Source organism: Variovorax sp. LjRoot84, from assembly GCF_964254305.1.
Taxonomy (GTDB): domain Bacteria; phylum Pseudomonadota; class Gammaproteobacteria; order Burkholderiales; family Burkholderiaceae_C; genus Variovorax.
In genome coordinates, this window is record NZ_CAXUTE020000001.1 from 53382 (window position 1) to 79688 (window position 26307).

Below are 26307 nucleotides of genomic sequence, written 5' to 3' on the forward strand. Positions count from 1 at the left end.
CAATGTACGCTTCCTGTGTGAAGCGTCACGGACCTTTTTCTCGGATCAGGCCATAAGACATCGGCGAGGCATCATTTGCGCTTCGGCTGCAGCAGCTTGCTGACCTCGTCCACGTTGGACCGGATGCGTTCGCTCACGATGTCAAAAGCCTCGGCCTGCGACTTGGCCGCCAGTTCCGACAGCTCGCGGATGTCGTCGAGCGCCTGCTTGAAGGCGGCCTTGCCCATGGCATCGAGCTTGGCGAGATTCTCCCGCGGGTCGGCGGGCGACATCCCCTTCACCGTGCCCTGCCATTCGACGATCGATGCCTTGAGCATCTCGGTCTGGCGCTGCACCACCGCCTGCAACCCCTGGTAGGACTTCTCGTTGGCCTGCACCAGCGCCTGCAGGTCCTTGCGCCCGCTCTCGACGATGGCGCCTGCGGCGCCCGCCAGCGGAAGGTTCTGCAGGCGTTCGGCCATGCCCTTGAGGGGCTTGATGAAGGCGTCCTGGACATCCTCCGCGGCCGTGGGGCGCGCTTTCTTGGCGGCGGTGGCGCCGCTCGATTTGCTGCTTGTTGCCATGCTTTTCTCCGTTCTGTGGTTGGGGCTGCCACGATACGCCCACACCAGGGCTTCATGGAAGTGGCTTGCAATTTCGCACGTATGTGCTAAATTGGCTCGCATGGACGCCAAGACCCAGAAGAGCGAGATGACCCGCACCGCCATCGTCGGTGCGGCGATGGATCTCGCCTCGGCCGAGGGCCTGGAGGCCATCACGCTGCAAGCGGTGGCCACGCGGCTGGGCTTGTCCAAGAGCGGGGTGTTCTCGCGCGTGGGGTCGCGCGAGGCCTTGCAGAAGGCGGTGATCGAGGAATTCGGCCGCCGCTTCCTGGCCGATGTCTTCGTGCCTGCGATGCAAAAGCCCAAGGGCCTCGCGCGCCTCGACGAGATCGTGTCTCGCTGGATCGTGCGCACGCGCGACGTGGAGATCGAAACCGGCTGCATCTACACCGCCGGAGCCTTCGAGCTCGACGACCGCGAAGGCGAGCTGCGGGACCTGCTGCTGGAAGAAGTCACGCGCTGGCGCGCCGCGCTCCGGCGCACCGTGCTGCAGGCCATCGAGACCGGCGAGCTCAAGGCCGAGACCGACCCCGCGCAGCTCGTGAGCGAAATCAACGGCCTGGTGATGGCCCTGCTGCACGACGCGCGCTTCCTGCGCGACCCGCGTGCCGCTGAGCGCGCCGTGCTGACCTGGCAACGGCTGGTCGCCAGCTACCGGGCCTGAACCCCCATGTCTGTCTGCCTTGCCCGTTCCTTTGTCTGAATTTCGCACAACTGTGCGATAAAAGGAGAAACCTCATGTTGATCGCTTTTCTCTTTCTTGGAGCCTGCCTGGTGGGGCTGGGCATCCGTTCCGTCGTTGATACCGTGCGCAGCCTCCCGCGCAGCAACGAAGACTGGGTCTGGTACTGAGCATGGAATCCACCATCAGCACCGGCGCCAGCGCCGCCGCTTCCAACTACTACGGCGCCAGCCTCGCGATGCGCGCACTGCGCTTCGCGCTGGGCACGGTGCAACGCGCCTGGCCGGCTCTTGGGGTCCGCGCCGCCTATCGGCTCTTCGGCACGCCGCTGCCGCTCAAATGGATCAACCGGCGCCACGGCCCGGGCGCGGGCTGGCGGCGCGAAGCCTGGCCCTTCGAGGACGCGAGCATGGGCCTCTACACGCCCGCCGTGATGGCCGCCGACACGCCGAAGGTCCTGCTGGTGCACGGCTGGGGCGGTCATGCGGGCCAGATGCTGGCGCTCGCGCAGGCCGTGGCGGCCGAGGGTTTCACGCCGGTGCTGCTCGAGATGCCGGCCCATGGCCGCAGCGCGGGCACCGTCAGCAACTTGCCGCAGTTCGCACGTGCCATCGACTACATGGCAGCGCGGCTGGTGCAGCAGGGCGCCATCCTGCAGGCCGTGGTCGCGCACTCGCTGGGTGCCAACGCGCTGGCCTACGCCGCGGGCCGCGGCCTGCCCACGCAAAGCCTGGTGCTGCTGGCGCCGCCCGCGTCGCCGCACGCGTTCACGCGCTATTTCGCGCACGTGTTCGGCCTCAGCGAGCGCACGCGCGCCGCGATGCAGCGGCGGATCGAGGCGCGCGAGGGCATCCTGATGCCGCTCCTGGAGCCGGCCGCCGTCGGCCCGCGCATCGGCCAGCCCACGCTGGTCGTGCACGACCGTGATGACCGTGTCAATCGCTTCGCGGACGGCGTGGCCTACTGCGATGCGATCGCGGGCGCGCGGCTGATCGCGACCGAAGGCCTGGGCCACCGGCGCATCCTCAAGGAGCCCTCGGTGCTGCAGGAAGTGGTCGCGTTCATCGTCCGGCCCTGAGCGCCGGAAGAAGCTTCAGCGCGCCGCGAGCGCGGCCGCTGCCGCGTCGGGCAGCTCGATCTTGACCTCGAGCACCTCGAGGTCGTCCTGCTTCTCCAGGTTGACCTTGATGTCCTCGGCCTTGATCGACACGTACTTGGAGATCACCGCGATCAGCTCGCGCTGCAGTTCCGGCAGGTAGTCAGGCCGCTTCTTGCCGCTCAAGCTGCTGCGCTCGTGCGCGAGGATGATCTGCAGCCGCTCCTTGGCGACGCTCGCAGTCTTCTTCTTTTCGCCCAAGAGGAACGAGAGGAGGGACATGGCTTATCTCCCTCCGAACATGCGCTTGAAGAAGCCCGGCTTCTCGGCATCGATGAAGCGCATCGGCTTGTCTTCGCCGAGGAAGCGCGCCACCACGTCGCTATAGGCCTCGGCCACGTCGCTTTCCTTGTCGTGGATCGCGGGCACGCCCTGGTTGGAAGCCTGGAGTACGCTTTCGGATTCGGGGATCACGCCGATCAGCTTGATGCGCAGGATGTCCTTGATGTCCTCCAGCGAGAGCATCTGCCCGCCGGCCACGCGGTTCGGGTTGTAGCGCGTGATCAGCAGGTGCTCCTTGATCGGGTCGCCGCCGTTCTTCGCGCGCTTCGTCTTGCTGCCGAGCATGCCGAGGATGCGGTCGGAATCGCGCACCGACGAAACTTCCGGATTGGTCACGACCAGGGCCTCGTCGGCGAAGTGCATCGCCATCAGCGCACCGGTCTCGATGCCGGCCGGGGAGTCGCAGACGATGTAGTCGAAGTCCATTCCGCCGAGGTCCGTCAGAACCTTCTCGACGCCGTCCTGCGTGAGCGCGTCTTTGTCGCGCGTCTGCGAAGCGGCCAGCACGAACAGGTTGTCGCACTGCTTGTCCTTGATGAGGGCCTGATTCAGGTTGGCCTCGCCCTGGATCACGTTGATCAGGTCGTACACCACGCGCCGTTCGCAGCCCATGATCAGGTCGAGGTTGCGCAGGCCGACGTCGAAATCGATCACGGCCGTCTTCTTGCCGGCAAGCGCGAGCCCCGACGCAAAGCTCGCGCTCGTGGTCGTCTTGCCGACGCCGCCCTTGCCCGAGGTCACCACCACAATTTTGGCCATTCCATTCCTTCGTTTATTTCGGTTGTCAGGTGCGCGAGGCGCGCCGCTTCATTGAATCGCGCTCATCACGATTTTCTTGCCGTCGAGCGAGATCTGTGCCGGCTTGCCTGCGATGTCTGCCGGCAGAGCGACTTCCGAGGTGCGGTAGATGCCCGCGATCGCCACCAGCTGCGCTTCCATGCAGGTCGTGAAGATGCGCGCCTCGGCATTGCCGCGCGCACCGGCGATCGCCTTGCCGCGCAGCGGTGCATAGACGTGGACGTTGCCGTCGGCGATCACCTCGGCGCCGAAGCTGACCACGGCGGTCACGACCACGTCGCCGCCCCGCGCATACACCTGCTGGCCCGAGCGCAAGGGCTTGTCGATCACCAGCGTGCCATTCGCCGGCACCGGCACTTCGCGCACGATTTGCGGCGCCTCGCTGGGCGCCTCGGCCGGCGGCGCAGGCGGGCGGGGGCTCGGCGTCACCGGCATCGCGGCCAGCGACAGGCCGGCGGCACGGGCCGCGGCATTCTGCGCATCGTTGCCGCCGCGCACGGCGATCGGCTGCGTCTGGTGGCGCGCCAGCAACGCGCGCAGCGCGGCAAAGTCGATATTGGCGCCCGCTTGGTCCTCCTGCAGCTGCGAGAGGTCGATGACCACCGGCTCCTGATCGAAGAAGTCAGGCGAATCGGCCAACTGGACGTCCAGCGCCTCGGCGAGAACGCCGAGCTCGGCCGTCTTGAGGATCACGGCGATCAGCGGCAGCGTCGCGCTCTTGAATTCGAATACCGCCTTGGTGCGCGCGGCGGAAGCATCGGCCATGGAAAACGTTGGTGCGAAAAGCGTTGGAGTCTAACGGGGAGCAGGCCGCACGCCGCTGACAGGCTGGTGAAAGAACACGCGGCACAACATCTCTTGCACCAGGTTGCATTTTTTGCGGTCATGAAGGAGCGCCCGATTCCTACACGGGCCCCGGAAATCTCTTCACAGACTGGCCCGCTTCAAAACGGCCCATTTCCTGCCATGCAACCCATCCTCGATATCCGGACCGTCCAGCCCGACCTCTACACCTACAGCCTCGGTGCGGCGGCAGCGCAGGCCGCGCTTCCGCGCGACGATTTCTTCGAAACAGCCGAGCGCTGCCTGCAGGACGCGGGCCAGGGCCTCTTCCTGTACTTCGACCGCGTCCAGATCTGCTTTGCCGGCTTTGCGCTCGGCAGCTATCCGGTGACGCGCATGGTCGAGGATCCGATGGGACTGTTTCGCGAACTCATGGCGCGCATCGAAATCGTCCACCGATCGCGCACCCTCCCGCGCCGGCGCATTCAGGCCTGGCGCGAGCGGCTCAGCAGCGCGTAGAGCAGGATCGCGCCGAAGGTCGCCGTGCCGATGCCGCCGAGCGCGAACTGGCCGAACTTCAGCGTGAAGTCGCCGGTGCCGATGATCAGCGTGATCGCAGCCACGATCAGGTTCTTGTTCTGCGAGAAGTCGACCTTGTTGTCGACCCAGATCTTGGCGCCCGCGACCGCGATCAGGCCGAAGACCACGATGCTGACGCCGCCCATCACCGGCAGCGGGATGGCCTGGATCAGCGCGCCGAACTTGGGGCTGAAGCCCAGCAGCAGCGCGATCAGCGCGGCGACCACGAACATCGCCGTGGAATAGATCTTGGTGGCCGCCATCACGCCGATGTTTTCCGCATAGGTCGTGACGCCGGTGCCGCCGGCCGCGCCGCTCACCATGGTCGCGATGCCGTCGCCGATGAAGGCGCGGCCGAGATAGGGGTTGAGGTCGCGCCCCGTCATCGCGCTCACGGCCTTGATGTGGCCCAGGTTCTCGGCCACGAGGATCACCGCCACCGGCGTGATCAGCAGCATGGCGTTGACATCGAACACCGGCGCCGCGAACCGCGGCAGGCCGAACCATGGCGCGGAGCCGAGGGCCGTGAAGTCGATCGGCTTGCCCAGCCCGAGGCCGTTGGTCAGCACTGCGTAGATCACGCTCGCGGCGATCAGCCCCATCAGGATCAGCAAGCGCTGCACCATGCCGCGCGTGTAGACCGCGATCAGGCCGACGCAAAGAAAGGTCAGCGCCTGGATCCAGGTGTCGAAGCCGGTCGGCGCCATGTTCTTGATCGGCACGCTCGCCAGGTTGAGCCCGATCACCGCGACCACCGCGCCGGTGACCACCGGCGGCATCAGCCGTTCGATCCAGTGCACCGCAACGTCCTGCTCGATCTCCTCGACCTCCACGCCGCGCAGGGGCGCCGTCTTGTGATGGCGCTCGTTGGTGACGGCCACCAGGATGCCGATCAATGTGTAGACCAGGCCACAGGCGATGATGCCGCCCAGCGCCACGCCCAGGTTGGCGTTCGGCCCCTGGCCGGCATAGCCCGTGGCCGCGATCACCACGCCGATGAAGGCGAAGCTCGAGCCCAGGTAGCTGGGCACCCGGCCGCCGGTGACGACGAAGAAGATCAGCGTGCCGACGCCGCTCATCAGGATCGCGATGTTGGGATTGAAGCCCATGAGGATCGGCGCCAGCACCGTGGCGCCGAACATCGCGATCACGTGCTGCACGCCCATCGCGGCCGTTTGCGGCCAGGGCAGCCGCTCGTCGGGCGCCACCACGGCGGTGCTGCCGGCTGCGACTTCGCGCCAGCGGGGAAGGTAGGAATCGCTCATTGTTCTTCTCCTCGGTTGTTGTCTTTGTCGGGATCCCGGGCTCAGCCGGTCAGCGCGCCTTCAGCACCGCCATGGTGATGCGGGAAACGCAAGTGAGTTCGCCCGCGTCGTTGGTCAGGTCGATCTGCCACACCTGCGTGCTGCGGCCGCGGTGCACCGGCCGCGCGGTGCCGGTGACCCAGCCGGAGGTCGTGGCCTTGATGTGATTGGCATTGATGTCCAGCCCCACGCAGCGCTCGCCTTCGGGCGCCGAGTAGTGGGCGCCGCAGGAGCCCAGCGTCTCGGCCAGCACCACCGACACGCCGCCGTGCAGGATGCCGAAGGGCTGGCGCGTGCGCTCGTTCACCGGCACGCGGGCGCGAATGAAGTCGTCACCGATCTCGAGGAACTCGACGCCCAGCGTCTGGACCGCGGTGTCGATGTGGCTGCGAGTCAGTTCTTCGATCGAGATTTCTTTTTTCCAGATGGGCATGCGGCATTCTCCTGTTCGATGTGGCCAAAACTATAGCGACTGGCCCTGATACGACGGGCCTCCCGCCGACACTGCCGCCGGCCTTGTACGGCATAAGCTTTCATCATGACCCGCGCAGGACGATGGATCACCGGCACCGCCGTCGCGGTGCTGCTCTTGCTGGGCGGCCTGGCCCTGTTGGCCTGGCGGCTGTTGCCGAGCGACGAAGCGCTCGCGGCCGAGATCGGCCAGCGCTTCGAGAAGGCCTCCGGCATCGGCCTTCGCATCGGCGGGGCGCACTGGTCGCTGAGGCCGATCCCGGTGGTGGTGCTGAGCGATCTCGCGACCGTGCAGGAGCGCCCAATCACCGTGCGGCGCGTGGTCGTGCGGCCGCAGCTCGCCGCGCTGTGGAATCGCAGGATCGCGATCGATGCCGTCGAAATCGAGGGTGCCGTGCTGCCGCGCACCTCGGTGCGCGCCTTCCGCGGGCGTTGGCAGTGGAGCGATGCGGCCACGGCGTTGGCCGGCGCGTGGAGCCCGGCGGAGGTTCCGCTCGAACACCTGCGGCTGCGCGATGTGACCTGGATCGACCGCCGCGACATCGGATTGGCCTACGACGCCGACCTGCGCTTCGACCGCGGCTGGCGCCCGCGCGAGGCCGAAGTGTCGCGGCGCGGCGCATCGCCCGCCGCGAGGATGCGCGCCGAACGCGAAGGCGAGCAGGACCGCTGGCGCGTGAAGATCGATGTGGGCGGCGGCTCGTGGAACGGCGATGCGGCGCTGCGGGTGCTCGACCAGGGCCGGATGCGCCTCACGGCCCAGCTGTCGCCGAAGGGCGTGGACATCGCCGGGCTGGTCGGCGCCTTTGCGCGGCGCAACGCGGTCGAAGGCAGGATCGACGGCCAGACCGAGCTCGAAACCGAGGGCGACAACCTGGGCGAGATGGTGCGCCGGCTGCACACGCGCACCCGATTCACGGTCAAGCCCGCGACCTTGAAGGGCTTCGATCTCGCGAAGGCAGTCAGCACCGCCGGCGCGGACCGCAGCGGCCAGACCGTGTTCGACGAACTCACGGGCACCCTCGACACCCAGTCCGGCGACGACGGCATCGTGCTTCGCTACACCGGCCTGCAGGCGCGCTCCGGCTTGCTCACCGCGAGCGGCAGCGCCACGGTGCTCAACCGGCGCCTGAGCGGCGAGGCAGCAATCGACCTGGTCGACGGCGTGGTCGGCGTGCCCTTCAAGCTCGCCGGCACGCTCGACGAGCCGCAGCTTTCGCTGACCGGCGGCGCGCTGGCCGGCGCCGCAGTGGGCACGGCCGTGCTGCCGGGTGTCGGCACCGCCATCGGCGCGCGCATCGGGCAGCAGGTGGAAAAGCTGTTCGGCGGCGAGGACGAAGAGAAGAAAAAGAAGCCGCCGTAGAAGCCGCGCTGAGGCTCAGGGCGCCGGGCGGAAACCGGGCAGCGCATGCATGCGCCGCTTGAGCGCTTCGATGAAGGCGGTCACACGCGCGGGTCTATAGATCCCTGGCGGCAACGCGACGTGGATCCCGACCGGCTCCAGCCACCATTGAGGCAGCACCCGCTTGAGCCGGCCGGCCTGCAGGTCGTCCTGGCACATCCACGGCGCCGCCGCCCCGATGCCCGCGCCGTTGAGGATGGCGCGGTAGCTCGACAGCAGGCTATCGGTGCGGATCGGCGTGTCCAGCGCCACGATGCGCGAGCGCCCGGCCTTGTCGAGCAGGCGCACGCTGCCCATCACGTAGGGCACCAGCCCGACGCAGGGCAGCGAGGGCAGCCGCGCCAGGGTCACCGGCCCCAGGCGCTTGAGCAGCGCGGGTGTGGCGAGCAGCACGCGCTCCATCGAGCCGAGCTGGCGGCAGACCAGCCCCGGGTCGCGCACCTCGCCGACGCAGACCCAGCACTCCGCGCCCGAGGCGGCGAGGTCGACCACGCGATCGGTCAGCGTCAGCTCGATGCGCAGGCCGGGATGGGCGGCGCGCAGATCGGTCACTGCATCGGTCAGGAAGCCGGTGCCGTAGCCGGAGGGGCCGATCACGCGCAGCGTGCCCTCGGGCCGGCTCTGCCCGCCCGAGAGCCGGTTCGACAGGCCCGACCAGCGATCGGTCAGGTCGTGCGCCTCGGCCAGCAGCGAGCGGCCTTCGTCGGTCAGCGAGAAGCTCGCGGTGGTGCGTATCGCGAGCTTGCAGCCGAGCAGGCGTTCGAGCTCCAGCAGCCTGCGGCTCACCGTCGGCTGCGTGGTGCCGAGCAGGCGGGCCGCCTTGCTGAGCGAGCCGGTGTCGCCGATGCGCAGAAAAGTGTCGAGGAGGTCCAGGCGGTCGTGCGTGGTCTTCATGCGCAGCACGTATAGCACTTCATCGTCCCATACGTCTACCGCTGGCGCCGGTCTCTTCGTATCTTCGACGGTATGCGCCGCAGGGCCGTTCCCAAGGCGAATACCGGAGCGCGCAGCGCAGAGGTTACTTAATGAGCACCCAGACCCCCACTGCACGCTTCGTGGGCGACACGCCGCAGGGCGGCACCGTCCTCGGCTTCTATGCGCCCAAGGGCGCGCCGCGCCCGCCCCGCATTGCGCGCGGCGAGGGCATCTTCCTGTGGGACGCCGACGGCAAGCGCTATCTCGACGCCACCGCCGGCGCGGTGGTCGCCAACATCGGCCACGGCAATCCGCGCGTGCTGGCCGCGATGACCGAGCAGGCGGCCAAGGTCAGCTTCGCCTACCCGCGCTTCTTCGAGAGCGAGCACAACATCGCGCTGGCCGACCGCGTTTGCGCGCTCGCGGGCGAGGGCTTCGATCGCGCCTTCTTCGTCTCGGGCGGCTCGGAAGCCAACGAATCGGCGATCAAGCTCGCTCGGCAGTACGCGGTGGTCAGGGGCCAGGCGAGCCGCGCCAAGGTGATCTCGCGCAACCCGAGCTACCACGGTTCCACGCTGGGCGCGCTGGCGGTCACGGGCGATGCCAACACGCTCAATCTCTACGGGCCGATGATCCGCGCGATGCCGAAGGTGCCGGCACCGCTGTCCTACCGCGTGCCGGAAGGGCACACCGTCGAGTCCCATGCGCTGGCGTGCGCCGACGAACTCGAACAGGCCATCCTGCGCGAAGGCCCGGAGACCGTGCTGGCCTTCATCGTCGAACCGATCGGCGGGCTCTCGACCGGCGCGGTGGTGTCCTCGGCGGCCTACTTCGAGCGCGTGCGCAGCATCTGCGACCGCCATGGCGTGCTGGTCATCTACGACGAGATCATGAGCGGCGCCGGCCGCACCGGCGCCTTCCTCGCCGCGCACCACTGGCCGGCCGCGCGCCCCGATCTCGTGACCTTGGCCAAGGGCTTGGCCGCCGGCTACACGCCGCTGGGCTGCCTGCTCGCGCCCGACCGCATCGTCGATGCCGTGGCTGCCAGCGGCGGCTTCGTGCACGGCCATACCTACTTCACCAATCCGCTTTCCTGCGCGGTCGCGCATGCGGTGGTCGACGAGGTGGTCCGGCAGGGCCTTGTCGCGCGCGCCCGCGACAGGGGCGCGTACCTGATGGCGCGCCTCACCGAAGTCGCCGCGCGTTCGCCCATCGTCGGCGACGTGCGCGGCAAGGGTTTGCTGACCGCGATCGAGATCGTGGCCGACAAGGCCACACGCCGCCAGCTGCCGGTGGCCTTCAACGCGCCCGCCCGGCTCACCGAGCACGGCTTGAAGCACGGCATCGCGCTCTACAACCGCCGCGCCAACCTCGGCGCCTTCGGCGACTTCCAGATGATCACGCCGCCGCTCACGATCACCGAGCCGGAGATCGACGAGCTCGCTGACCTGCTCGAGAAGTCCCTGCGCGATCTCGCCGACGAGATCGCGCGCAAGGGCCTGGCCGCGTGAACCCTATTCATTTCTGAAAGGTCCCCGATGAAGCTCCCCGTTCTCCTGAAGACCGCGCTCGCCTGCGCGACCCTCGCATTCGCCGCTGCCGCTTCGGCGCAGATCGCCGCCGGCAAGGGCCCCGTGAAACTCATCGTCGGTTACCCGGCCGGCGGCTCGGCCGACGTGCAGGCACGCACGCTGGCCGACAAGCTCGCGGCCGAGCTCGGCACCACGGTGGTCGTCGACAACCGCACCGGCGCCGGCGGGCAGATCGCGGCCGACTATGTGCGCGCCGCGCCGCCCGACGGCCTCACGGTGCTGCTGGCCAACATGCACATGATGGTGATGCTGCCGCTGACCTCGAAGTCGGTGCGCTACGACCCGGTGAAGGACTTTCAGGCCGTGGGCCGCATCGTGAGCTTCTACGAAGGCATTGCCGTGCCCGCCGCGCTGCCGGCGCAGAACGTGCAGCAGTGGCTGGACCTCGCGCGCGCCGATCCGTCGAAGGCGAGCTACGGCGTTCCCGCGCCTGGCAGCGTCGCGCAGTTCATGGGCTTCCGCCTCGGCAGCGAGGCCAAGGCCAACCTGGTGGCCGCGCCCTACCGCGGCGCGGCGCCGCTGGTGCAGGACCTGCTGGGCAACCAGATCGCGGCCGGCATCATCCCGATCGCCGACCTGGTCGCGCACCAGCAAAGCGGCAAGCTCAAGGTGCTGGCCGTCAACGGCGCGAAGCGCGCGGCGCTCCTGCCCGATGTGCCGACGCTCAAGGAACTGGGCCAGCCGCACTTCGACAACCTCGAATGGACCGGTCTCTTCGTGCCCGCCGGCACGCCGCGGCCCATCGTCGACCAGCTGCATGCGGCGCTCGGCAAGGCGCTCGCCAACAAGGAAGTGCAGGAGCGCTTGCAGAAGCTCAGCAGCGATCCGAGTCCGAGCACGCCCGAGGAATTGACCAAGCTCATTGCCGACGATCTCAAGCGTTGGGGGCCAGTGGTCAAGGCTTCCGGTTTCACGTCCGAATGACGACGCCACCGATCCCTCCGCACAAGTCCCTGAATCTTCCCGGTGTTCACGGCTACGCCGACCGCAAGAGCGTGGCCGCCGGCGAATGCGTGCGCTTTCACGTCAGCAGCGACCGCGGCTACCAGCTCTCGGTCTGCCAGCTCGGCAGCGATGTGGAAGGGCGCAGCGACGATGTCGTGCTGCACGCCTTCGCGCCGTCGCCCGCGCGCGTGCAGGCCATCCACCCGGGCTCCTATGTCTTCGTCGAGAAGGGGCTGGATGCGGCGCTGCCGCTCCACGGCCTGACGCTGGAATGCTGGGTCAAGCCCTGGAGCATCGCCACGCGCCAGACCCTTATTGGCCAATACGACTTTCCCGCCCACTGCGGCTGGGGCCTGTTCATCGAGGAGGGTGGGGCGCTCGCCTTCTACCTCGGCGATGGCCGGGGCTTCCGCGCCGAGGCGCAGCGGGCGCACGGCCGGCTCGTCGAGCGCCGCTGGCAGCATGTGGCCGCCACGTGGAACGGCCGCGTCGCGGCGCTGTGGATCGATGGTCAACAGGTCGGGCAATGGGATGCGGGGCAGGAAGTCCGGCCCGGTCCGGCGCCGCTGCGAATGGGCGCGAGCGGCGTCGACGGTCTGGCCGACGTCTTCCTCGAAGCCGATCTCGCAATGCCGGTCCTCTACGGTCGCGCGCTGGTACCTGAAGAGATTGCCGAGCGCCACGCGCAGCGCGGCCTCGCGATCGCCTCCGGCCGCTCGGTGCTCGCCTGCTGGCCGCTGCGCGAGGAGCGCGGCGCGCAGGTGGCCGACGCCAGCGGCCATCAGCGCACCGGCCGCATCGTCAACCACGGCACCTGGATGATCGTCGGCCCCGCCTTCGAGCCTGCGAAGGTCGCACCCAGCGAAGACGCCGAATCAGGCTACGACCCCTTCGCCGATCCGACGCGCGGCCACGGCCTGCGCTTCGCGAGCGACGATCTCTACGACTGCCGATGGGAGACGACGCACGAGTTCCGCATCCCCGAAGATGCGAAGTCCGGCGTCTACGTCGGCCGCATCCGCTTCGAGCAGGGCGGCCGCGAAGCCGACTACGACATCACTTTCATCGTCAGGAAGCCGGCGCATGCAGCGCCGGCGCCGATCCTCGTGCTGTGCGCCGTCAACAGCTGGCTGGCCTATGCGAGCACGCCCTTCGCGAAGAACGTGGTCGACGATCCTGTGTGGCCGCGCCGTGCGGCCGGCCTGGAGAACTGCCATCCGGAAGCGCCGGCCTACAGCAGCTACACCTACCACCGCGCCGGCCAGCCCTGCTACCAGGTCGGCCTGCGCATGCCCTGGCCCAACGCCAGCCCCAGTGCGCTCTACGATCCGGCCGGCAGCGGCTTCAGCCAGTGGACGCGGCTGGAGCGCCGCCTGCACGTCTGGCTCGCGCGCGAGGGCTACGACTTCGACGTGATCGGCGACATCGACCTGCATCGCGATCCCGCGATCCTCTCGCGCTACCAGACCGTGTTCGTCAACGGCCACAGCGAATACTGGTCGCTGCCCGGCGTCGAGGGTCTCGACGACTACCTCTGCCGCGGCGGCAGCGCGATCGTGCTGTCGGGCAACACCATGTACTTGCGCGTGAGTTACGACGAGGACTTCAGCGTCATGGAGCAACGCAAGGTCAACGGCCCCCATCACGACGAAACCGTGCCGCCGGTGGGCCCGCCCGCCGGGCCCTTCGGCGAGCAGTACCACAGCCAGGACTGGGCGCGTGGCGGCCGCCTCAAGGCCTCGGGCCGGCCGGCGGCCGACATCATCGGCCTGGAGACCGCGGGCTGGGCCTTTGCCGACGGCGAGGACTTCGGCGTCTACCACGTGGAACAGCCGGCGCATGCGTTGTTCAACGAGCCGCATCCTCTGGGCTTGGCCAAGAGACAGACCTTCGGCCATGCGCCGGGCGGTGGCTTGCCGCGCGCGATCGGCCATGAGTGGGACCTGACGATCGCCACGCTCGCACGCATGACGAAGCACACGCCGCCGGGTGCTGCGCTGCCGGCGCCGCAGGAAGGCATCGAGGTCATCGCCAACGGCATCCGGCGCGTGCCCGGCAAGCTCGACGCCTACCTCGACTACCACTCGAATCTCACCGAGTCGATCGGCGGACTCTCGGCCGAGATGATCTACTGGGAACGGCCGCAAGGCGGGCGCGTGTTTCACGCCGGCGCGGTCGGCGCGGCCTGGGTGATCGGCAGCGACCCGAACTTCGGCAAGCTGCTCAAGAACGTGCTGTACCGCTTCGGCGTGCAGCCGCGGGCCTGAGGCTCAGCCTGCGAGCAGGGCGCCGAAGCGTTCCACGTCGACATTGCCGCCGCTCACCAGCACGCCGATGCGTTTGCCGCGCAGCTGCGCCTTCATCTCGCGTGCGGCCGCAAAGCCCAGGCAGCCGGTGGGCTCCACCACCAGCTTCATGCGCGAGGCGAAAAAACGCATGGCCTCGACCAGCTGCGCGTCGCTCGCGGTGAGCACGTCGTCGACATCGCGGCGGATGATGGGGAAGGTGTGTTGGCCAAGGTGCTGCGTCTGCGCGCCGTCCGCGATGGTCTTGGGCGTGTCGATGTGGACGATCTTGCCGCTGCGAAACGACTGCTGCCCGTCGTTGCCCGCTTCCGGCTCCACGCCGTAGACCTTGCACTGCGGCGAAAGCGCGCGCGTCGAGAGCGCCGAGCCCGAGATCAGGCCGCCGCCGCCCATGGGAGCGAAGAAGGCATCGAGCGGCCCCACCTCCTCGAACAGTTCTTTCGCCGCCGTGCCCTGGCCCGCGATCACGTCCGGATGGTCATAGGGCGGGATCAGCGTCAGGCCGTGCTTCTCGGCGAGCTCGCGGCCGATCTGTTCGCGGTCGTCCTTGTAGCGGTCGTAGATCACGACCTGGCCGCCGTAGCCCTTGGTGGCCGCCACCTTGGCCGCCGGCGCATCGTGCGGCATCACGATGGTGGCGGGCATGCCGAGGATGCGTGCCGCGAGCGCGATGGCCTGCGCATGGTTGCCCGAAGAGAAGGCCACCACGCCGGCGCGGCGCTGGCGCTCGTCGAACTTCGACAAGGCATTGAAGGCGCCGCGGAACTTGAAGGCGCCCATGCGCTGCAGGTTCTCGCACTTGAAGAACACTTCAGCGCCCAGCTCTTCGTCGGCCGTGCGCGAGCGCAGGACCGGCGTGCGATGGGCATGGCCTTCGATGCGCGCGGCAGCGGCGGCGACGTCTTCGAAGGTGGGCAGTTTCAGGGTCTCAGGCATGGCGTTCCTCGGTATGGACAGATTATCTATATCTGGACAAATTATCAAAGCTCCTCGAACCAGTGGTCCGCCCACTGGTTGAGCGGCTTCAGGCGCTTCACGAGTTCGACGCCCGATTCGGTGAGCGCATAGCCGAGCTCGGCCAACTCGACGATGTTCAGCGCGCGCAGTTCCTTGATGCGGTCGTTGAGGACCGAGGGCGACATCTCGCCCGCATTCGTCTGCAGCAGCCTGAAGCTCTGCGGCGCGCCGTCGCGCAGCTCCCACAGGATGCGCAATGTGCCCTTGCGGCCGAGCTGCTCGAGCAGGGCCATGATCGGTCGCCGGGCCGTGACGGGGAGGGCATCGGAAGTCTTGGCGTTCATGCTGCAAAGGTGATTGCGCTACGGAATCCGTAGCGATAGACTGCATTCTGCTGCTACGAATTCCGTAGCGAAATGCAGCCATTCTAGCCAGAGGAATTGCCGATGACGACCCCGTCCGAACCACGCATCGCACCGCTTGCGCCGCCCTATCCGGAAGAGCTCGGTGCGCTGCTGAAAAAGATGACGCCTCCCGATGCGCCAGAGATCCTGGCGCTCTTCCGGGTACTGGCGATCAATCCGGCGCTGGCCGATCGATCGATGCCATGGGGCGGCTACCTGCTGGGCCGCAAGGCAAGCCTTCCGCTGCGCGATCGGGAGATCGTCATCCTGCGCGTGTGTGCGCGCTGCGGCGCGGAGTACGAATGGGGCGTGCATTGGGCGGCGTTCGCCCAGGCTGCGGGACTGGGCGAACGTGAGCGCGAGGCCATCGTCTCGGCCGTCGCCGACCTCGAAGTGCTTGCACTGCGTGATCGGCTGCTGTTGCAGATGGTGGACGCGCTGCACGACAAGGCCGATGTCGACGACGCGCTCTGGCAATCGTTGTCGGCGCACTGGACGCCGCCACAGTTGATCGAGCTGCTGATGCTCGCCGGCTGGTACCACGCGATCAGCTACGTCTGCGTCGCGGCGCGGGTGCCGCTGGAGACATGGGCGGCGCGGTGGGGTCAAGCCCGTTGACGCGGTGCATCTGGGGTGATCCCAACGCTTGCGCAGCAGGGGGTCAGGTGCCGACGTAGGCCGCGAGGTGCTCGCCGGTGAGGGTGGAGCGGGCGGCGACGAGGTCGGCGGGTGTGCCCTCGAAGACGATCCGGCCGCCGTCGTGGCCGGCGCCGGGGCCGAGGTCGACGATCCAGTCGGCGTGCGCCATGACCGCCTGGTGATGCTCGATGACGATGACCGACTTGCCGGCGTCGACGAGCCGGTCGAGCAGGCCGAGCAGCTGCTCGACGTCGGCGAGATGGAGGCCGCTGGTCGGCTCGTCGAGGACGTAGACGCCGCCCTTCTCGGCCATGTGGGTGGCCAGCTTGAGCCGCTGCCGCTCGCCGCCGGACAACGTGGTGAGCGGCTGGCCGAGGCTGAGGTAGCTCAAGCCCACATCGGCGAGCCGCTCGAGGATGGCGTGCGCGGCCGGCGTGTGCGCCTCGCCGGCGCCGAAGAACTCCTCGGCCTCGGACACCGACATCGCGAGCACCTCGCTGATGTCGCGGCCGCCGAAGCGGTGCTCCAGGACCGACGCCTGGAATCGCTTGCCCTCGCAGTCCTCGCAGGTCGTGGCGACGCCGGCCATCGTCGCCAGATCGGTGTAGATGACGCCGGCGCCGTTGCAGGTGGGGCAGGCGCCCTCGGAGTTGGCGCTGAACAGCGCCGGCTTCACGCCGTTGGCCTTTGCGAACGCCTTGCGGATCGGCTCGAGCAGATCGGTGTAGGTCGCTGGGTTGCTCCGTCGCGAGCCGCGGATCGCGCCCTGGTCGACCGACACCACACCCTCGCCGGCGGGGATCGATCCGTGCACGAGCGAGCTCTTGCCGGAGCCCGCCACGCCGGTGATCACGCAAAGCACGCCGAGCGGGATGTCGACGTCGACGTCCTTCAGGTTGTGAGTGTTCGCGCCGCGGATCGGAAGCTGGCCCGTCGGCGTTCGTACCGTCTCCTTGAGGGCGGCCCGGTCGTCGAAGTGGCGCCCGGTGAGGGTGCCGCTGGCCCGCAGCCCCTCGACGGTTCCCTCGTAGCAGACGGTGCCGCCCGCCGTACCGGCGCCCGGGCCCAGGTCGACGACGTGGTCGGCGATCGCGATCGCCTCCGGTTTGTGCTCGACGACGAGCACCGTATTGCCTTTGTCCCGCAGCTGCAGCAGCAGCTCGTTCATCCGCTGGATGTCGTGGGGATGCAGGCCGATGGTGGGCTCGTCGAAGACGTAGGTGACGTCGGTGAGCGACGAGCCGAGATGGCGGATCATCTTGGTGCGCTGTGCCTCGCCGCCCGACAGCGTGCCCGACGGCCGGTCGAGCGAGAGGTAGCCCAGCCCGATCTCCACGAACGAGTCGAGGGTATGCAGCAGCTTGGCGAGCAACGGCGCGACCGACGGCTCTTCGAGGCCACGGACAAAATCGGCCAGGTCGCTGATCTGCATCGCGCAGGCGTCGGCGATGTTGATCTTCCTGATCCTGGAGGACCGGGCGGCCTCGCTGAGCCGGGTGCCGCCGCAGTCGGGGCAGGTGTCGAACGTCATCGCCCGCTCCACGAAGGCGCGGATATGCGGCTGCAGCGCGTCGAGGTCCTTGGACAGGAACGATTTCTGGATCTGCGGGATCAGCCCCGCGTACGTCAGGTTGATGCCATCGACCTTGATCTTGGTCGGCTCCTTGTGGAGGAGATCGTGCAGCTCCTTCTTGGTGAACTTGCGGATCGGCTTGTCCGGGTCGAAGAAGCCGCAGCCGCGGAAGATGCGGCCATACCAGCCGTCCATGCTGTAGCCCGGGATCGTGATCGCGCCCTCGTTGAGCGACTTGGAATCGTCGTACAGCTGGGTGAGGTCGATATCGGAGACCGTGCCCATGCCCTCGCAGCGCGGGCACATGCCGCCCGTGCGGCTGAAGCTCTGTTTCACCGTCTTGCTGCCGCCGCGCTCGACGGTGATCACACCGGTCGCCCGGACCGAGGCGACGTTGAAGGAGAACGCGTTGGGTGAGCCGATGTGCGGCTTGCCGAGCCGGCTGAAGAGGATGCGCAGCATCGCGTTGGCGTCGGTGGCGGTGCCGACGGTAGAGCGGGCGTTGGCGCCCATCCGCTCCTGGTCGACGATGATCGCGGTCGTCAGGCCGTCGAGTACGTCGACCTCAGGCCGCGCCATCGTCGGCATGAAACCCTGCACGAAGGCGCTGTAGGTCTCGTTGATCAGCCGCTGCGATTCCGCGGCGATGGTGCCGAACACCAGCGAACTCTTGCCCGAGCCGGAGACGCCGGTGAACACCGTCAGCCGGCGCTTCGGAAGCTCGACGCTGATGTCCTTGAGGTTGTTCACGCGCGCGCCCTGCACGCGGATCAGACCGTGGCGGTCGGCAACGTGCAGCGCAGGCGACGGCGTGTCCTTCCTCGTCGCCTTGCTCATCGTGTCTCCATCTGTTGGGCGGGGCCGCATTGCCGGACCGCTCAGCGCACTTCGTTGATCCGGATGTGGTTGCCTGCGGGATCGCGGAAGGCACAGTCGCGCACGCCGTACGGCTGCTCGGTGGGCTCCTGGATGAGCTCGGCGCCGCTCGCCTGCAGGCGAGCGAAGGTGCCGTCGAGGTCGGCGGTGGCCAGGATGATGATGGCGTAGGTTCCCTTGGCCATCATCTCGGCGATGGTGCGGCGCTCGTCGTCGGTGACGCCGGGGGTGGCGGCCGGCGGGTGCAGGACGATGGACGTGCCAGGCTGGTCGGCGGGGCCGACCGTGATCCAGCGCATCCCGTTGTATCCGACGTCATTGCGGACCTCGAAGCCGAGGATGTCGCGGTAGAAGGCCAGGGAGGCGTCCGGGTCGTTGTGCGGGAGGAAGCTCGAGTGAATGGTGATGTCCATGGCGGTCAGTCTGGTTGCGGTGGCGGCCAGTCTAGTGTAGTGTTGCGCGCTTGTGGGAACTTAATTGAAGGGCGGGTCTCCGATGCTCTACTACGAAGCAGAGTGGAGAACGCAAGTGCGAGTGGCCCCCGAGATTGTGCTGACCGATGAGGAGCGAGCCGAGTTGACGCGGCTGGCTCGTTCCAAGCTCACCAGCGTGAGGCTGGCGCTGCGCGCGCGCATCGTGTTGCTGGCTTCGCAGGGGCTGCAGAACAAGGAGATTGCCGCGCAGGTGGGTGTGGGCCGGGTGCAGGTGTCGCGCTGGCGTGAGCGCTATCTCGAGTCGAGGCTTGCGGGCATCGAGCGCGATCTGCCACGCGGGGTGCCGCCGGTGAAGGTGGACGTTGCTCGCCTGGTGGCGTTGACGACCCAGAGCACGCCCGAGGCGGCCACGCACTGGAGCACGCGCAAGATGGGCGCCGAGTTGGGCGTCAGCGCCAGCACCGTCATGCGGCATTGGCACGCCCACGGCTTGAAGCCGCACATCGTGCGCGGCTTCAAGGGCTCGCGCGATCCGAAGTTCGTCCAGAAGCTCGAAGACATCGTGGGGCTGTACATGTCGCCACCCGAGCACGCCCTGGTGCTGTGCTGCGACGAGAAGAGCCAGGTGCAGGCGCTGGACCGCACGCAGCCGGGACTGCCGATGAAGAAGGGGCGCGCGGCCACCATGACGCACGATTACAAGCGCAACGGCACCACCACCTTGTTCGCCGCGCTCAACGTGCTGGACGGCCAGGTCATCGGCCAGTGCCAGCAGCACCACACCCACATCGAGTGGCTGAAGTTCCTGCGCCAAATCGATCGCGAGACGCCCAAGGGCAAGACGCTGCATCTGATCGCCGACAACTACGCCACGCACAAGCATCCGGCCGTGCAGCAGTGGCTGGCCAAGCATCCCCGATTCGAAATGCACTTCACGCCCACCTCGGCGTCGTGGCTGAACATGGTCGAGCGGTTCTTCCGCGACATCACCACCGAGCGGCTGCGCCGAGGCGTGTTCACCAGCGTGCCCGAACTCGTCGCTGCCATCGACGAGTATGTCGCGCATCACAACATCAAGCCCAAGCCGTTTATCTGGACCAAGAGCGCTCGCGACATCCTGCAGAAGGTCATCCGTGCCAATCGCCGCTTAAGTTCCAAACAGAATGGAACACTACACTAGTTGCGGCTCGGTGATCGGCGCTTCTCGATTCCTGATCGGTCTGGTGACTTGTTTCGCCACGCACGACGGGATCCCCGCGGTCGCGCGCGCTCCCTGGCGCCGATAGGTGCTGGGCGGCATGCCGACCAGCTCGGTGAAGCGAGTGCTGAAGGTGCCCAGCGACGAGCAGCCGACCTCGAAACAGACCTCTGTGACGCTGAGATCGCCACGACGCAGCAGCGCCATCGCGCGCTCGATGCGCCGCGTCATCAGATAGGCGTACGGCGACTCGCCGTAGGCGAGCCGGAACTGGCGGCTGAGGTGCCCGGCCGACATGTTCACGCCACGGGCGAGCGCCTCGACGTCCAGCGGCTGCGCGTACTCCCGGTCGATCCGGTCGCGAACGCGGCGTAGCCTCGCGAGGTCGCGCAGGTGCTGCGCTGCGGCGGGTCTGCTGGTCATCTGCGCGATCGTGTCACGCCGCACCGGAGTGCTCAAGCCCGTCGACGTGGTGTATCCGAGGTGATCCTTCGTTGCGGCTGGGTCAGGCCGCGATGGCTTGCAGGGACTGTTCGGCCTGTGTCGTCTAGAATGAGACTAAAATTAGTCTTCATATAGACATACCGAGGCCAGCCATGTTGTCGTCACAGACCAGAACCGGTTCCGCCCCCAAGCCGCGTCGCGGCCCCCAGGCCGTCATCGTCTATCAGCGGAACAAAGGTGTCGACGCCTACGTGCGCGCGGTGTCCGGCGCCACGCCGATGGAAATCGTGGCGATCGAACGCCAGGGTGTGCAGGGAATCTTCATCAAGGATCTGTCCAAGAGGATGGACCTTGCGACTTCGCGTTTCTTCGCCATCCTCGGCGTGCCGAAGGCCACGGCCGAGAAGAAGGCCGCTGCGGGCGAGCTGGTCTCCGGCAGTGGCGGCCAAGCCGCGATCGGCATGATCAAGCTCCTCGGAATCGCACAGGACATCGTCGAGAACAGCAAGGCGCCCGAGGCGAAGGGCTTCGATGCCGCGAAATGGCTCGGCCAATGGATCGAGCGGCCCCAGCCCTCTCTCGGCGGCCGCAAGCCCGCGGACCTGATCGACACGCCGACGGGCGTGGAGGTCGTCGCCCGTCTGCTGGGCTCCATCGAGAGCGGCGCCTACCAGTGAAGCTGTGGCGAATCGCGGCCGATACTCGAAAGTACCGCGCCGATGATCTCAGCGGCGGCGGCGCAGCCAAGCATCCCGGCCGATGGAACGACACTGGCCAGCCGGTCGTCTACGCGGCGCCGTCCGTCTCCATCGCGGTGCTCGAGACCGCTGCGCACATCGACAACACCGGCCTTCCGCTGAACCGATATCTGCTCGAGCTGGATGTACCGGATGACATGTGGGAGTCGCGCGAAGAACTCGACGTGGCGTCCCTGCCTGCGACCTGGTCAGCGATCCCCGCGGGTCATGCCAGCGTGAGGATCGGCTCCGCGTGGCTTGCCTCGCTGCGAACGCCGATTCTGCTGGTGCCTTCGGTGGTGGTTCCAGAGGAACGAGCGGCCCTGATCAATCCTCTCCATCCGCAGTCGAAGCGGATCGCACCGCGAATCGTTCGCCTGTTCGAATACGACCGGCTCTTCAGGTCATGAGCTTGGCGCGATTCGCTTGGCGGATTCGGGCATGAAGCTGGAGTGAGCGCTACCCGCACACCACGCTCGCATCTTTTCTTGGCGTCGCCCTGTTCGCCGGCCCCCGGTCTGCCGATATACCGGCATGACCCCATCGAAGTTGCCGGCCGCGGGCGAGCCGAACTACAAGATCCAGCAGCGCGAAGGCTGCAGGATCGTGTACGGCCACATGCCGCTGCGCGACTGGCTGCTTCTCTTGAAGGAGGCGAGCGACATCGACGTGCTGCATGCCGACGTCGCGCGCATGCTGGGCGCCACTGCCGTCCTCGGGCCGCCGCAAGGGCTGGCGCGCATCCGCGAGCAGGAAGCGCCCGCCGCCATGGGACGCGTGCGCGCGCAGCTGGGCCGTGCTGCGCGCCGGCTCGAGCCGGATGCGGTGCGCTGGCTCGCGGCCGGTGAACAGGGGCTTTCGAGCCTGGCGCTCTTCACGCTCTTGACCGGCGTTCGCCCGCCGCACTACGGCGGCGCCGCGCTCGACCTGCCGCGCAGCGCGAGCGAGTTCCGCCGCTGCCGCCTGCTGGTGGAGCAGACCCCCTCGCTGCGGCGCGCGCTCCTGCTGCTGGCGGGCCGCGTCAGCGAACCTGCGGTCGTGCCCTGGGCCGCGCTGGCCGAGGCGTGGAACGATCTCTGCGTCCAGATGGACCACGAGCTGCCGCACTGGCGCGACGGCACCGGCCGCGCGCCGGGCGTCAATGCGATGCTGGCCTGCTTCCTCGAAGTCGAGACCGACCTGGCCGTGCTTCAGTCCAGCCGGATGACCACTGCATCGCTGGCGTTGCCGGACAGCTTTTCGAGTCCCGCCGCGCGCCGCGCCGGCAGCGCGCGCTGGTTGATGTAGCCTTGTCGCCGGCAGCCATGGCGGCTGCGATGAGGTGGACCACGGTGAGCCGGCCGAAGCATCTTTTGATTGTTGCTGCACTCGCACTTTCGATGAACCTGGCGGCGCACGCCGGGGCGTGGGGCGACGGCGCTTTCGACAACGACGCCGCGCAGGACTGGCTGGCCGAATGCGAGCGCAGGGCGGATCCGGCCTTTGTGTCCCAGGCTCTCGACATGGCGCAGATGGCAAGCCACATCGATGCGGACGACGGGGCCGCCGCGGTCGCTGCCGCCGAGCTGATCGCCGGCGCCATCGGCAAGGGCGCCGCGGCATCGAAAACGCGAGCGGTGGAGTGCCTGGCCGGCAGACGAACAGAAGAACTGCATGCGCTCGCGACGCGCGCCAGGCTGGCCCTGGCCCGCGTTGCGGACCGCAATGTCTCCGAGCTCGCCCAGCAATGGGAAGAAGAAAAGCCGAACCGGTGGGCTTCCAACCTGACACGGCTTGCGGCGCGTCTGCAGCGCTAGGGCCTGTTAACAGGCCCTGGGCGTCTTAACGCCCGGTTACCACCGGGACAAGGACTTCAGACGATGTCCGACAGAAAAATGCGCAAGCTCGGATGTGATGCCGTCTCATGGCTTTTGGTGCTGGAAGGAACTGATGTCAGAGGGTTTCAATTCAAGGTCTGCGCGGACGACGGAGGTGTCGATCGGCGCCCAGTTGGACGCCACCCGCAACGCGGCGAGCGCAAGAGAAGAGGCGCAGGCCGCCATCGTTCGCTCGTTCGGAAGCTTCATCCGGGGCGGCCCGGGTCCTACGGAAGAGCAGCTCAGGCAGTTCGCGAGACTGGCGGCCGACGAAGCGCGACGGCGGCGCCGGCTCGCCGACCGCCTAGCGGCGCGGCCGGCCGACAACGAACCGAAGACGCCCGCGCCCGTCGTGGTGGCGCGGCCATTGCGCGCCGTTGCCTTGCTGGCCATGTGGACCGTGGCGATCCCGCTCATCGTCGTCGCGGCCTTCGGCCCTCGCGACGGGTCCTTCTCTTCGGCAAGCGAAAAAATGCCGATGCATGCATCGTCGGATGCGCCGGCCGTCGCGCTGGCGCAAGCGCCGAAGGCGGACACCGAACCCCTTGCCGTCGTTGCGGAGCGCTCCCGTGCGGCGCCAGGCAAAACCCCGCGCAGGTCTTCATCGGCCCACGCCAGTGCAGCACCGCTGCTGGCCCGCGCCGGCGCCCGGGGTCCGTCGGCCAAGTGCACGGGCTTGAGTTTCGTGTTCCGCGCGGTCTGCATGAACTACGCGTGCGCGCAGCCATCCGCCCGCCGCAGCCTGCAGTGCGTCGAACCCCTACGCCAGCGCCGGCTCGACGAAGCGCGCCGCAATCCGCTGCTGCTGGGCTGAGCCTGCATCAGTCGTTCAGCTGCGCTTCGCTGCGAGAGTCGGATCACCAAGCGTTCGATTGAGGGCGACCGCCTTTCGCGTCAGGAGGCGCACTGTGGCGGGGTCGACGGTCATTCCCTCTCGCAGTTCCAGCGTGGCCATTTCGTACTTCCCTCCAGGCTTGAGCCCGGGTTCGATGGCGCGCAGCTGCTGCCCTCGCCAGAAGCCGAACAGTACCCGGGCTTCCTCCGCGCGAATGAGGAGCACGGGCCCGTTCGCGAGATAGACGAGGTGGCGCCATTTCACGACCTCCTCCATCGCCGACGCGGCGCGAACCGCCGCACGCAATTCCCCGACGCACGCCCGACGCCAGCCATCGAGGGCGGCCACATAGGCGTCGGGACTGGAAGCAGGCGTCGTCTTTTGCATTCCGGACAGGCTTGATCGGCGAAGCTTAAACGGGACCGGGGCGCCAAGCCGTCGTTCGACAAGCTTCGGCGATCGCTGCGGAGTCGGAGTGCCTGCGGTATCGTGGGTGGGCCTCGCAGGCTGGTCATGGCCGCGAGGCTGTCTACCAAGGAGACGCAATGCGAGCCATCTTCGCGATCGCTGGTGTTCTCATCCTGGCAGGCTGCGCGGGCGCGGCCCATGCACCGCCTCCGACGGCCTGCGGCGCCGATCCCGCAGGGCAGGCCTGCGAGGTCGAGCGCTACATGAACGCTCCGTAGCCGCTTCTCGAGCTCAATCGTCCAGGCGCACCACCTCAGGGTCGGCTGCGCTGCCATGCAGCCGCTCGACCTCGGCCGCGCGCCGCGTCAGCACCGCGCGCTGGTTGATGTAGCCCTTGTCGGTGATCTCGCCGGCATCGATGTCGGGCGGGGTAGCGAGCACCAGTGCGCGCACCGGGCGTTGCGAGGAGCCTGCACCGGCGTCGCGCATGGCTGCCATCGTGCGGCGCAGCGCGGCCGCCAGCTCCTCGCGCGGCAGCGCGGCGCCCTGCGGGCTGGCGAACACCAGCATGCCAACCGCCTCGCGGTCGTGGCCGGTGATCACGACGTCCTGCACCAGCGGCGCAAGCCGCGAGACCAGCTCCACGCGCAGCGTGCCCACCGACACCCAGGTGGCGCTGGTGAGCTTGAAGTCCTCGGCCACGCGGCCGTTGAACATCACGCCGCACTCGGGCCGTGCTTCATCGACCAGGTAGCCCGCGTCGCCGATGCGGTAGTAGCCCTCCTCGTCGAAGGCCTGCGCGGTCTCGCGCGGCGCACCGCGATAGCCGGGAAACACCGAAACGCCCTTGACCCGCATCTCCAGCTTGTCGCCGTTGGGGACGAACTTCAGCTCCAGCCCCGGCAGCGGCGCGCCGATGCAGCCTGCGCCGTCGAGCTTCCAGTGCGCCGAGGTGATCGCGGGCGAGGTCTCGGTCGCGCCCCAGGAAGTGGTGAGCCACAGCGGCTGCGCGGGCCGTGCGCGCCGCGCCACCGCTTCGAGCCGCTGCCAGGTCGAGGGCGCGAGCGCCGCGGCGGCATAGAAGCACAGGCGCAGGCGCGAGAAGGCCTCGGCCGCGAGCGTGTCGTCCGCCTCGAGGAAGGGCAGCAGCATGTCGTAGCCGCGCGGCACGTTGAAGAGCAGCGTGGGCCGCACCTCGCGCAGGTTGCGCACCGTCTTCTCGATCAGCCCCGGCGCCGGCCGGCCCTCGTCGATGTAGAGCGCGCCGCCGTGGCTGAGGACGATGTTGAAGTTGTGGTTGGCGCCGAAGGTGTGGCTCCAGGGCAGCCAGTCCACCAGCACCGGCGGCTCCTGGTCGAGGAAGCGCCAGGTCTGCGCAATCATCTGCTGGTTGGCGCACAGCATGCGGTGCGTGTTGATTACCACCTTGGGCCGGCCGGTCGAGCCCGAGGTCAGCAGGTACTTGGCGTGAGTGTCGGGCAGGATGGCCTCGAAGGCCTGCATGACGGCCGGCGTTTCCTCGGTTTCGAGCAGCTGCGCGAAGCTGAGCGCGCCCGGGTGGGCGCCGGCGTTGCGGCTGAACACCGCCGGCGCATCGATGCGCGAGCCCGCCAGTGCGCTGCCGTAGACCTTGGCATCCGAGGCATAGATCAGCGCCGGCTCGAGCGCGCGCAGCATGCTGTGCAGCCGCGTCGGGTCCTTCGCCATGCGCGAATAGGCGCTGGAGAGCGAGCAGGCGGTGCGGCCGATGTGCATGGCGGCGAGCATCAGCACCGCATGGTCGATCGCGTTGTCGGAGAGGATCACCACCGGCTTGTCTGCGGGCACGCCCAGGTCCAGCAGGCCTTGCGCCACGGCGCCGACGGCGCGGCGCAGCGCACGGTAGTCGAGCCGGCGCCAGCCTTCGCCGCTTTCGTCGCGCTCGGCCAGCGCCAGCGCATCGGGCGTCTCGCGCGCCCAGCGCTCCAGCCACTCGCCGATGCAGCGCGCATAGGGCCTGAGCGCCACCGGCGAGCGCAGCGCGAAGGAGCCGTCGTCGAAGTCGATGCGCAGGGTGCGCGGCGGGGCGAGCTGGCGCTCGTCGTCGAAGAAGCCGGGGGCGGTCATCGCTTGTCTCCTGGAGGCGCTTG

Annotated in this window: 29 protein-coding genes; 15 read left to right on the forward strand and 14 right to left on the reverse strand. The window is 68.1% G+C overall.

Annotated features, from left to right (window positions below; all coding sequences use genetic code 11):
* Nucleotides 1–71 precede the first annotated feature (71 nt).
* Nucleotides 72–563 carry a TIGR01841 family phasin gene (gene phaP / locus ACSQ9I_RS00285; RefSeq protein ID WP_093106936.1) on the reverse strand — a complete coding sequence of 164 codons (492 nt, stop codon included), beginning with the start codon at nt 561–563 and terminating at the stop codon, nt 72–74.
* A 100-nt stretch (nt 564–663) separates the two neighbouring features.
* Between phaP and ACSQ9I_RS00290 the strand changes: the two genes are divergently transcribed.
* Both ACSQ9I_RS00290 and ACSQ9I_RS00295 read left to right on the forward strand, forming a co-directional pair.
* Complete coding sequence (locus ACSQ9I_RS00290) at nt 664–1266, forward strand: TetR/AcrR family transcriptional regulator (RefSeq protein ID WP_093106933.1); 603 nt, start codon at nt 664–666, stop codon at nt 1264–1266.
* 190 nt (nt 1267–1456) lie between these two features.
* Entirely contained in the window at nt 1457–2362 is a 906-nt protein-coding gene (locus tag ACSQ9I_RS00295) for an alpha/beta hydrolase (RefSeq protein ID WP_436311883.1), read from the forward strand.
* A gap of 15 nt (nt 2363–2377) precedes the next feature.
* Here the strand turns inward: ACSQ9I_RS00295 and minE are convergent, their stop codons facing one another.
* Genes minE through minC form a run of 3 tightly spaced genes read right to left on the reverse strand, consistent with a single transcriptional unit; the run spans nt 2378 to nt 4285 of the window.
* Nucleotides 2378–2662 carry a cell division topological specificity factor MinE gene (minE, locus tag ACSQ9I_RS00300; RefSeq protein WP_093106928.1) on the reverse strand — a complete coding sequence of 95 codons (285 nt, stop codon included), beginning with the start codon at nt 2660–2662 and terminating at the stop codon, nt 2378–2380.
* Between the two features lie 3 nt (nt 2663–2665).
* Nucleotides 2666–3481: a septum site-determining protein MinD gene (minD, locus tag ACSQ9I_RS00305; RefSeq protein WP_436308276.1), complete on the reverse strand. Its 816-nt coding sequence runs from the start codon at nt 3479–3481 to the stop codon at nt 2666–2668.
* 48 nt (nt 3482–3529) lie between these two features.
* Nucleotides 3530–4285, reverse strand: a complete 756-nt coding sequence (minC, locus tag ACSQ9I_RS00310) for a septum site-determining protein MinC (protein ID WP_436302266.1) — start codon at nt 4283–4285, stop codon at nt 3530–3532.
* A 201-nt stretch (nt 4286–4486) separates the two neighbouring features.
* On the opposite strand from minC, the gene ACSQ9I_RS00315 reads away from it, so the two are divergent.
* Nucleotides 4487–4822: a hypothetical protein gene (locus ACSQ9I_RS00315; RefSeq protein ID WP_436311884.1), complete on the forward strand. Its 336-nt coding sequence runs from the start codon at nt 4487–4489 to the stop codon at nt 4820–4822.
* Here ACSQ9I_RS00315 and ACSQ9I_RS00320 read toward each other — a convergent pair.
* On the reverse strand, nt 4789–6147 hold the full coding sequence (locus ACSQ9I_RS00320) for a solute carrier family 23 protein (protein WP_436311885.1): 1359 nt from the start codon (nt 6145–6147) through the stop codon (nt 4789–4791). The two genes, ACSQ9I_RS00315 and ACSQ9I_RS00320, sit on opposite strands and share 34 nt — an antisense overlap.
* 49 nt (nt 6148–6196) lie before the next feature.
* Entirely contained in the window at nt 6197–6619 is a 423-nt protein-coding gene (locus ACSQ9I_RS00325) for a PaaI family thioesterase (protein ID WP_436311886.1), read from the reverse strand.
* Nucleotides 6620–6724: 105 nt separating this feature from the next.
* On the opposite strand from ACSQ9I_RS00325, the gene ACSQ9I_RS00330 reads away from it, so the two are divergent.
* A complete protein-coding gene (locus ACSQ9I_RS00330) occupies nt 6725–8020 on the forward strand; it encodes a hypothetical protein (protein WP_436311887.1) in 1296 nt (431 codons plus the stop codon).
* Nucleotides 8021–8035: 15 nt separating this feature from the next.
* Here ACSQ9I_RS00330 and ACSQ9I_RS00335 read toward each other — a convergent pair whose 3' ends face one another.
* Nucleotides 8036–8953 (reverse strand): LysR substrate-binding domain-containing protein, encoded by a 918-nt coding sequence (locus tag ACSQ9I_RS00335; protein WP_436311888.1) that lies wholly within the window; start codon nt 8951–8953, stop codon nt 8036–8038.
* 131 nt (nt 8954–9084) lie between these two features.
* Here ACSQ9I_RS00335 and ACSQ9I_RS00340 point away from each other — a divergent pair, with 131 nt between their 5' ends.
* The 3 genes from ACSQ9I_RS00340 to ACSQ9I_RS00350 are packed head-to-tail and all read left to right on the forward strand — an operon-like array spanning nt 9085 to nt 13778.
* Nucleotides 9085–10485: an aminotransferase family protein gene (locus ACSQ9I_RS00340; protein ID WP_436311889.1), complete on the forward strand. Its 1401-nt coding sequence runs from the start codon at nt 9085–9087 to the stop codon at nt 10483–10485.
* Nucleotides 10486–10512: 27 nt separating this feature from the next.
* Entirely contained in the window at nt 10513–11490 is a 978-nt protein-coding gene (locus ACSQ9I_RS00345) for a Bug family tripartite tricarboxylate transporter substrate binding protein (protein ID WP_436302270.1), read from the forward strand.
* Nucleotides 11487–13778, forward strand: coding sequence for a N,N-dimethylformamidase beta subunit family domain-containing protein (locus ACSQ9I_RS00350; protein ID WP_436311890.1), 2292 nt, complete (start codon nt 11487–11489; stop codon nt 13776–13778). The genes ACSQ9I_RS00345 and ACSQ9I_RS00350 overlap by 4 nt, the downstream gene beginning before the upstream one ends.
* A 3-nt stretch (nt 13779–13781) precedes the next feature.
* Here ACSQ9I_RS00350 and ACSQ9I_RS00355 read toward each other — a convergent pair whose 3' ends face one another.
* Together ACSQ9I_RS00355 and ACSQ9I_RS00360 are read right to left on the reverse strand one after the other, a co-directional pair.
* The gene (locus tag ACSQ9I_RS00355; protein ID WP_436311891.1) at nt 13782–14753 is read right to left on the reverse strand and encodes a threo-3-hydroxy-L-aspartate ammonia-lyase; all 972 of its coding nucleotides are present in this window, start codon (nt 14751–14753) and stop codon (nt 13782–13784) included.
* 44 nt (nt 14754–14797) lie between these two features.
* The gene (locus ACSQ9I_RS00360; protein ID WP_436311892.1) at nt 14798–15118 is read right to left on the reverse strand and encodes a winged helix-turn-helix transcriptional regulator; all 321 of its coding nucleotides are present in this window, start codon (nt 15116–15118) and stop codon (nt 14798–14800) included.
* Between the two features lie 102 nt (nt 15119–15220).
* Between ACSQ9I_RS00360 and ACSQ9I_RS00365 the strand changes: the two genes are divergently transcribed.
* On the forward strand, nt 15221–15796 hold the full coding sequence (locus tag ACSQ9I_RS00365) for a carboxymuconolactone decarboxylase family protein (protein WP_436311893.1): 576 nt from the start codon (nt 15221–15223) through the stop codon (nt 15794–15796).
* Nucleotides 15797–15839: 43 nt separating this feature from the next.
* On the opposite strand, the gene ACSQ9I_RS00370 is transcribed toward ACSQ9I_RS00365, so the two are convergent.
* Nucleotides 15840–18227 carry an ATP-binding cassette domain-containing protein gene (locus tag ACSQ9I_RS00370; RefSeq protein ID WP_436311894.1) on the reverse strand — a complete coding sequence of 796 codons (2388 nt, stop codon included), beginning with the start codon at nt 18225–18227 and terminating at the stop codon, nt 15840–15842.
* 41 nt (nt 18228–18268) lie between these two features.
* On the reverse strand, nt 18269–18679 hold the full coding sequence (locus ACSQ9I_RS00375) for a VOC family protein (RefSeq protein ID WP_093106890.1): 411 nt from the start codon (nt 18677–18679) through the stop codon (nt 18269–18271).
* A gap of 115 nt (nt 18680–18794) precedes the next feature.
* Between ACSQ9I_RS00375 and ACSQ9I_RS00380 the strand changes: the two genes are divergently transcribed.
* A complete protein-coding gene (locus ACSQ9I_RS00380) occupies nt 18795–19880 on the forward strand; it encodes an IS630 family transposase (RefSeq protein WP_436311895.1) in 1086 nt (361 codons plus the stop codon).
* Here the strand turns inward: ACSQ9I_RS00380 and ACSQ9I_RS00385 are convergent.
* Nucleotides 19872–20321 carry a helix-turn-helix transcriptional regulator gene (locus ACSQ9I_RS00385; RefSeq protein ID WP_436311896.1) on the reverse strand — a complete coding sequence of 150 codons (450 nt, stop codon included), beginning with the start codon at nt 20319–20321 and terminating at the stop codon, nt 19872–19874. The two genes, ACSQ9I_RS00380 and ACSQ9I_RS00385, sit on opposite strands and share 9 nt — an antisense overlap.
* 173 nt (nt 20322–20494) lie before the next feature.
* Between ACSQ9I_RS00385 and ACSQ9I_RS00390 the strand changes: the two genes are divergently transcribed.
* The 5 genes from ACSQ9I_RS00390 (at nt 20495) to ACSQ9I_RS00410 (ending at nt 23749) form a co-directional block, all read left to right on the forward strand.
* Nucleotides 20495–21019 carry an antitoxin Xre/MbcA/ParS toxin-binding domain-containing protein gene (locus ACSQ9I_RS00390; RefSeq protein WP_436311897.1) on the forward strand — a complete coding sequence of 175 codons (525 nt, stop codon included), beginning with the start codon at nt 20495–20497 and terminating at the stop codon, nt 21017–21019.
* Nucleotides 21016–21489 (forward strand): RES family NAD+ phosphorylase, encoded by a 474-nt coding sequence (locus ACSQ9I_RS00395; protein WP_436311898.1) that lies wholly within the window; start codon nt 21016–21018, stop codon nt 21487–21489. Before ACSQ9I_RS00390 ends, ACSQ9I_RS00395 begins: the two co-directional genes overlap by 4 nt.
* Before the next feature lie 124 nt (nt 21490–21613).
* Nucleotides 21614–22366, forward strand: coding sequence for a hypothetical protein (locus tag ACSQ9I_RS00400; RefSeq protein WP_436311899.1), 753 nt, complete (start codon nt 21614–21616; stop codon nt 22364–22366).
* 92 nt (nt 22367–22458) lie between these two features.
* Nucleotides 22459–22875: a DUF4259 domain-containing protein gene (locus tag ACSQ9I_RS00405; RefSeq protein WP_436294779.1), complete on the forward strand. Its 417-nt coding sequence runs from the start codon at nt 22459–22461 to the stop codon at nt 22873–22875.
* 175 nt (nt 22876–23050) lie between these two features.
* Nucleotides 23051–23749 carry a hypothetical protein gene (locus ACSQ9I_RS00410; protein WP_436311900.1) on the forward strand — a complete coding sequence of 233 codons (699 nt, stop codon included), beginning with the start codon at nt 23051–23053 and terminating at the stop codon, nt 23747–23749.
* 15 nt (nt 23750–23764) lie between these two features.
* Here ACSQ9I_RS00410 and ACSQ9I_RS00415 read toward each other — a convergent pair whose 3' ends face one another.
* A complete protein-coding gene (locus tag ACSQ9I_RS00415; RefSeq protein ID WP_436294776.1) occupies nt 23765–24157 on the reverse strand; it encodes a DUF1801 domain-containing protein in 393 nt (130 codons plus the stop codon).
* 158 nt (nt 24158–24315) lie between these two features.
* Between ACSQ9I_RS00415 and ACSQ9I_RS00420 the strand changes: the two genes are divergently transcribed.
* The gene (locus tag ACSQ9I_RS00420) at nt 24316–24456 is read left to right on the forward strand and encodes a hypothetical protein (protein ID WP_436302281.1); all 141 of its coding nucleotides are present in this window, start codon (nt 24316–24318) and stop codon (nt 24454–24456) included.
* 13 nt (nt 24457–24469) lie between these two features.
* Here ACSQ9I_RS00420 and ACSQ9I_RS00425 read toward each other — a convergent pair whose 3' ends face one another.
* Entirely contained in the window at nt 24470–26284 is a 1815-nt protein-coding gene (locus ACSQ9I_RS00425) for a feruloyl-CoA synthase (protein WP_436311901.1), read from the reverse strand.
* Between the last annotated feature and the right edge of the window lie 23 nt (nt 26285–26307).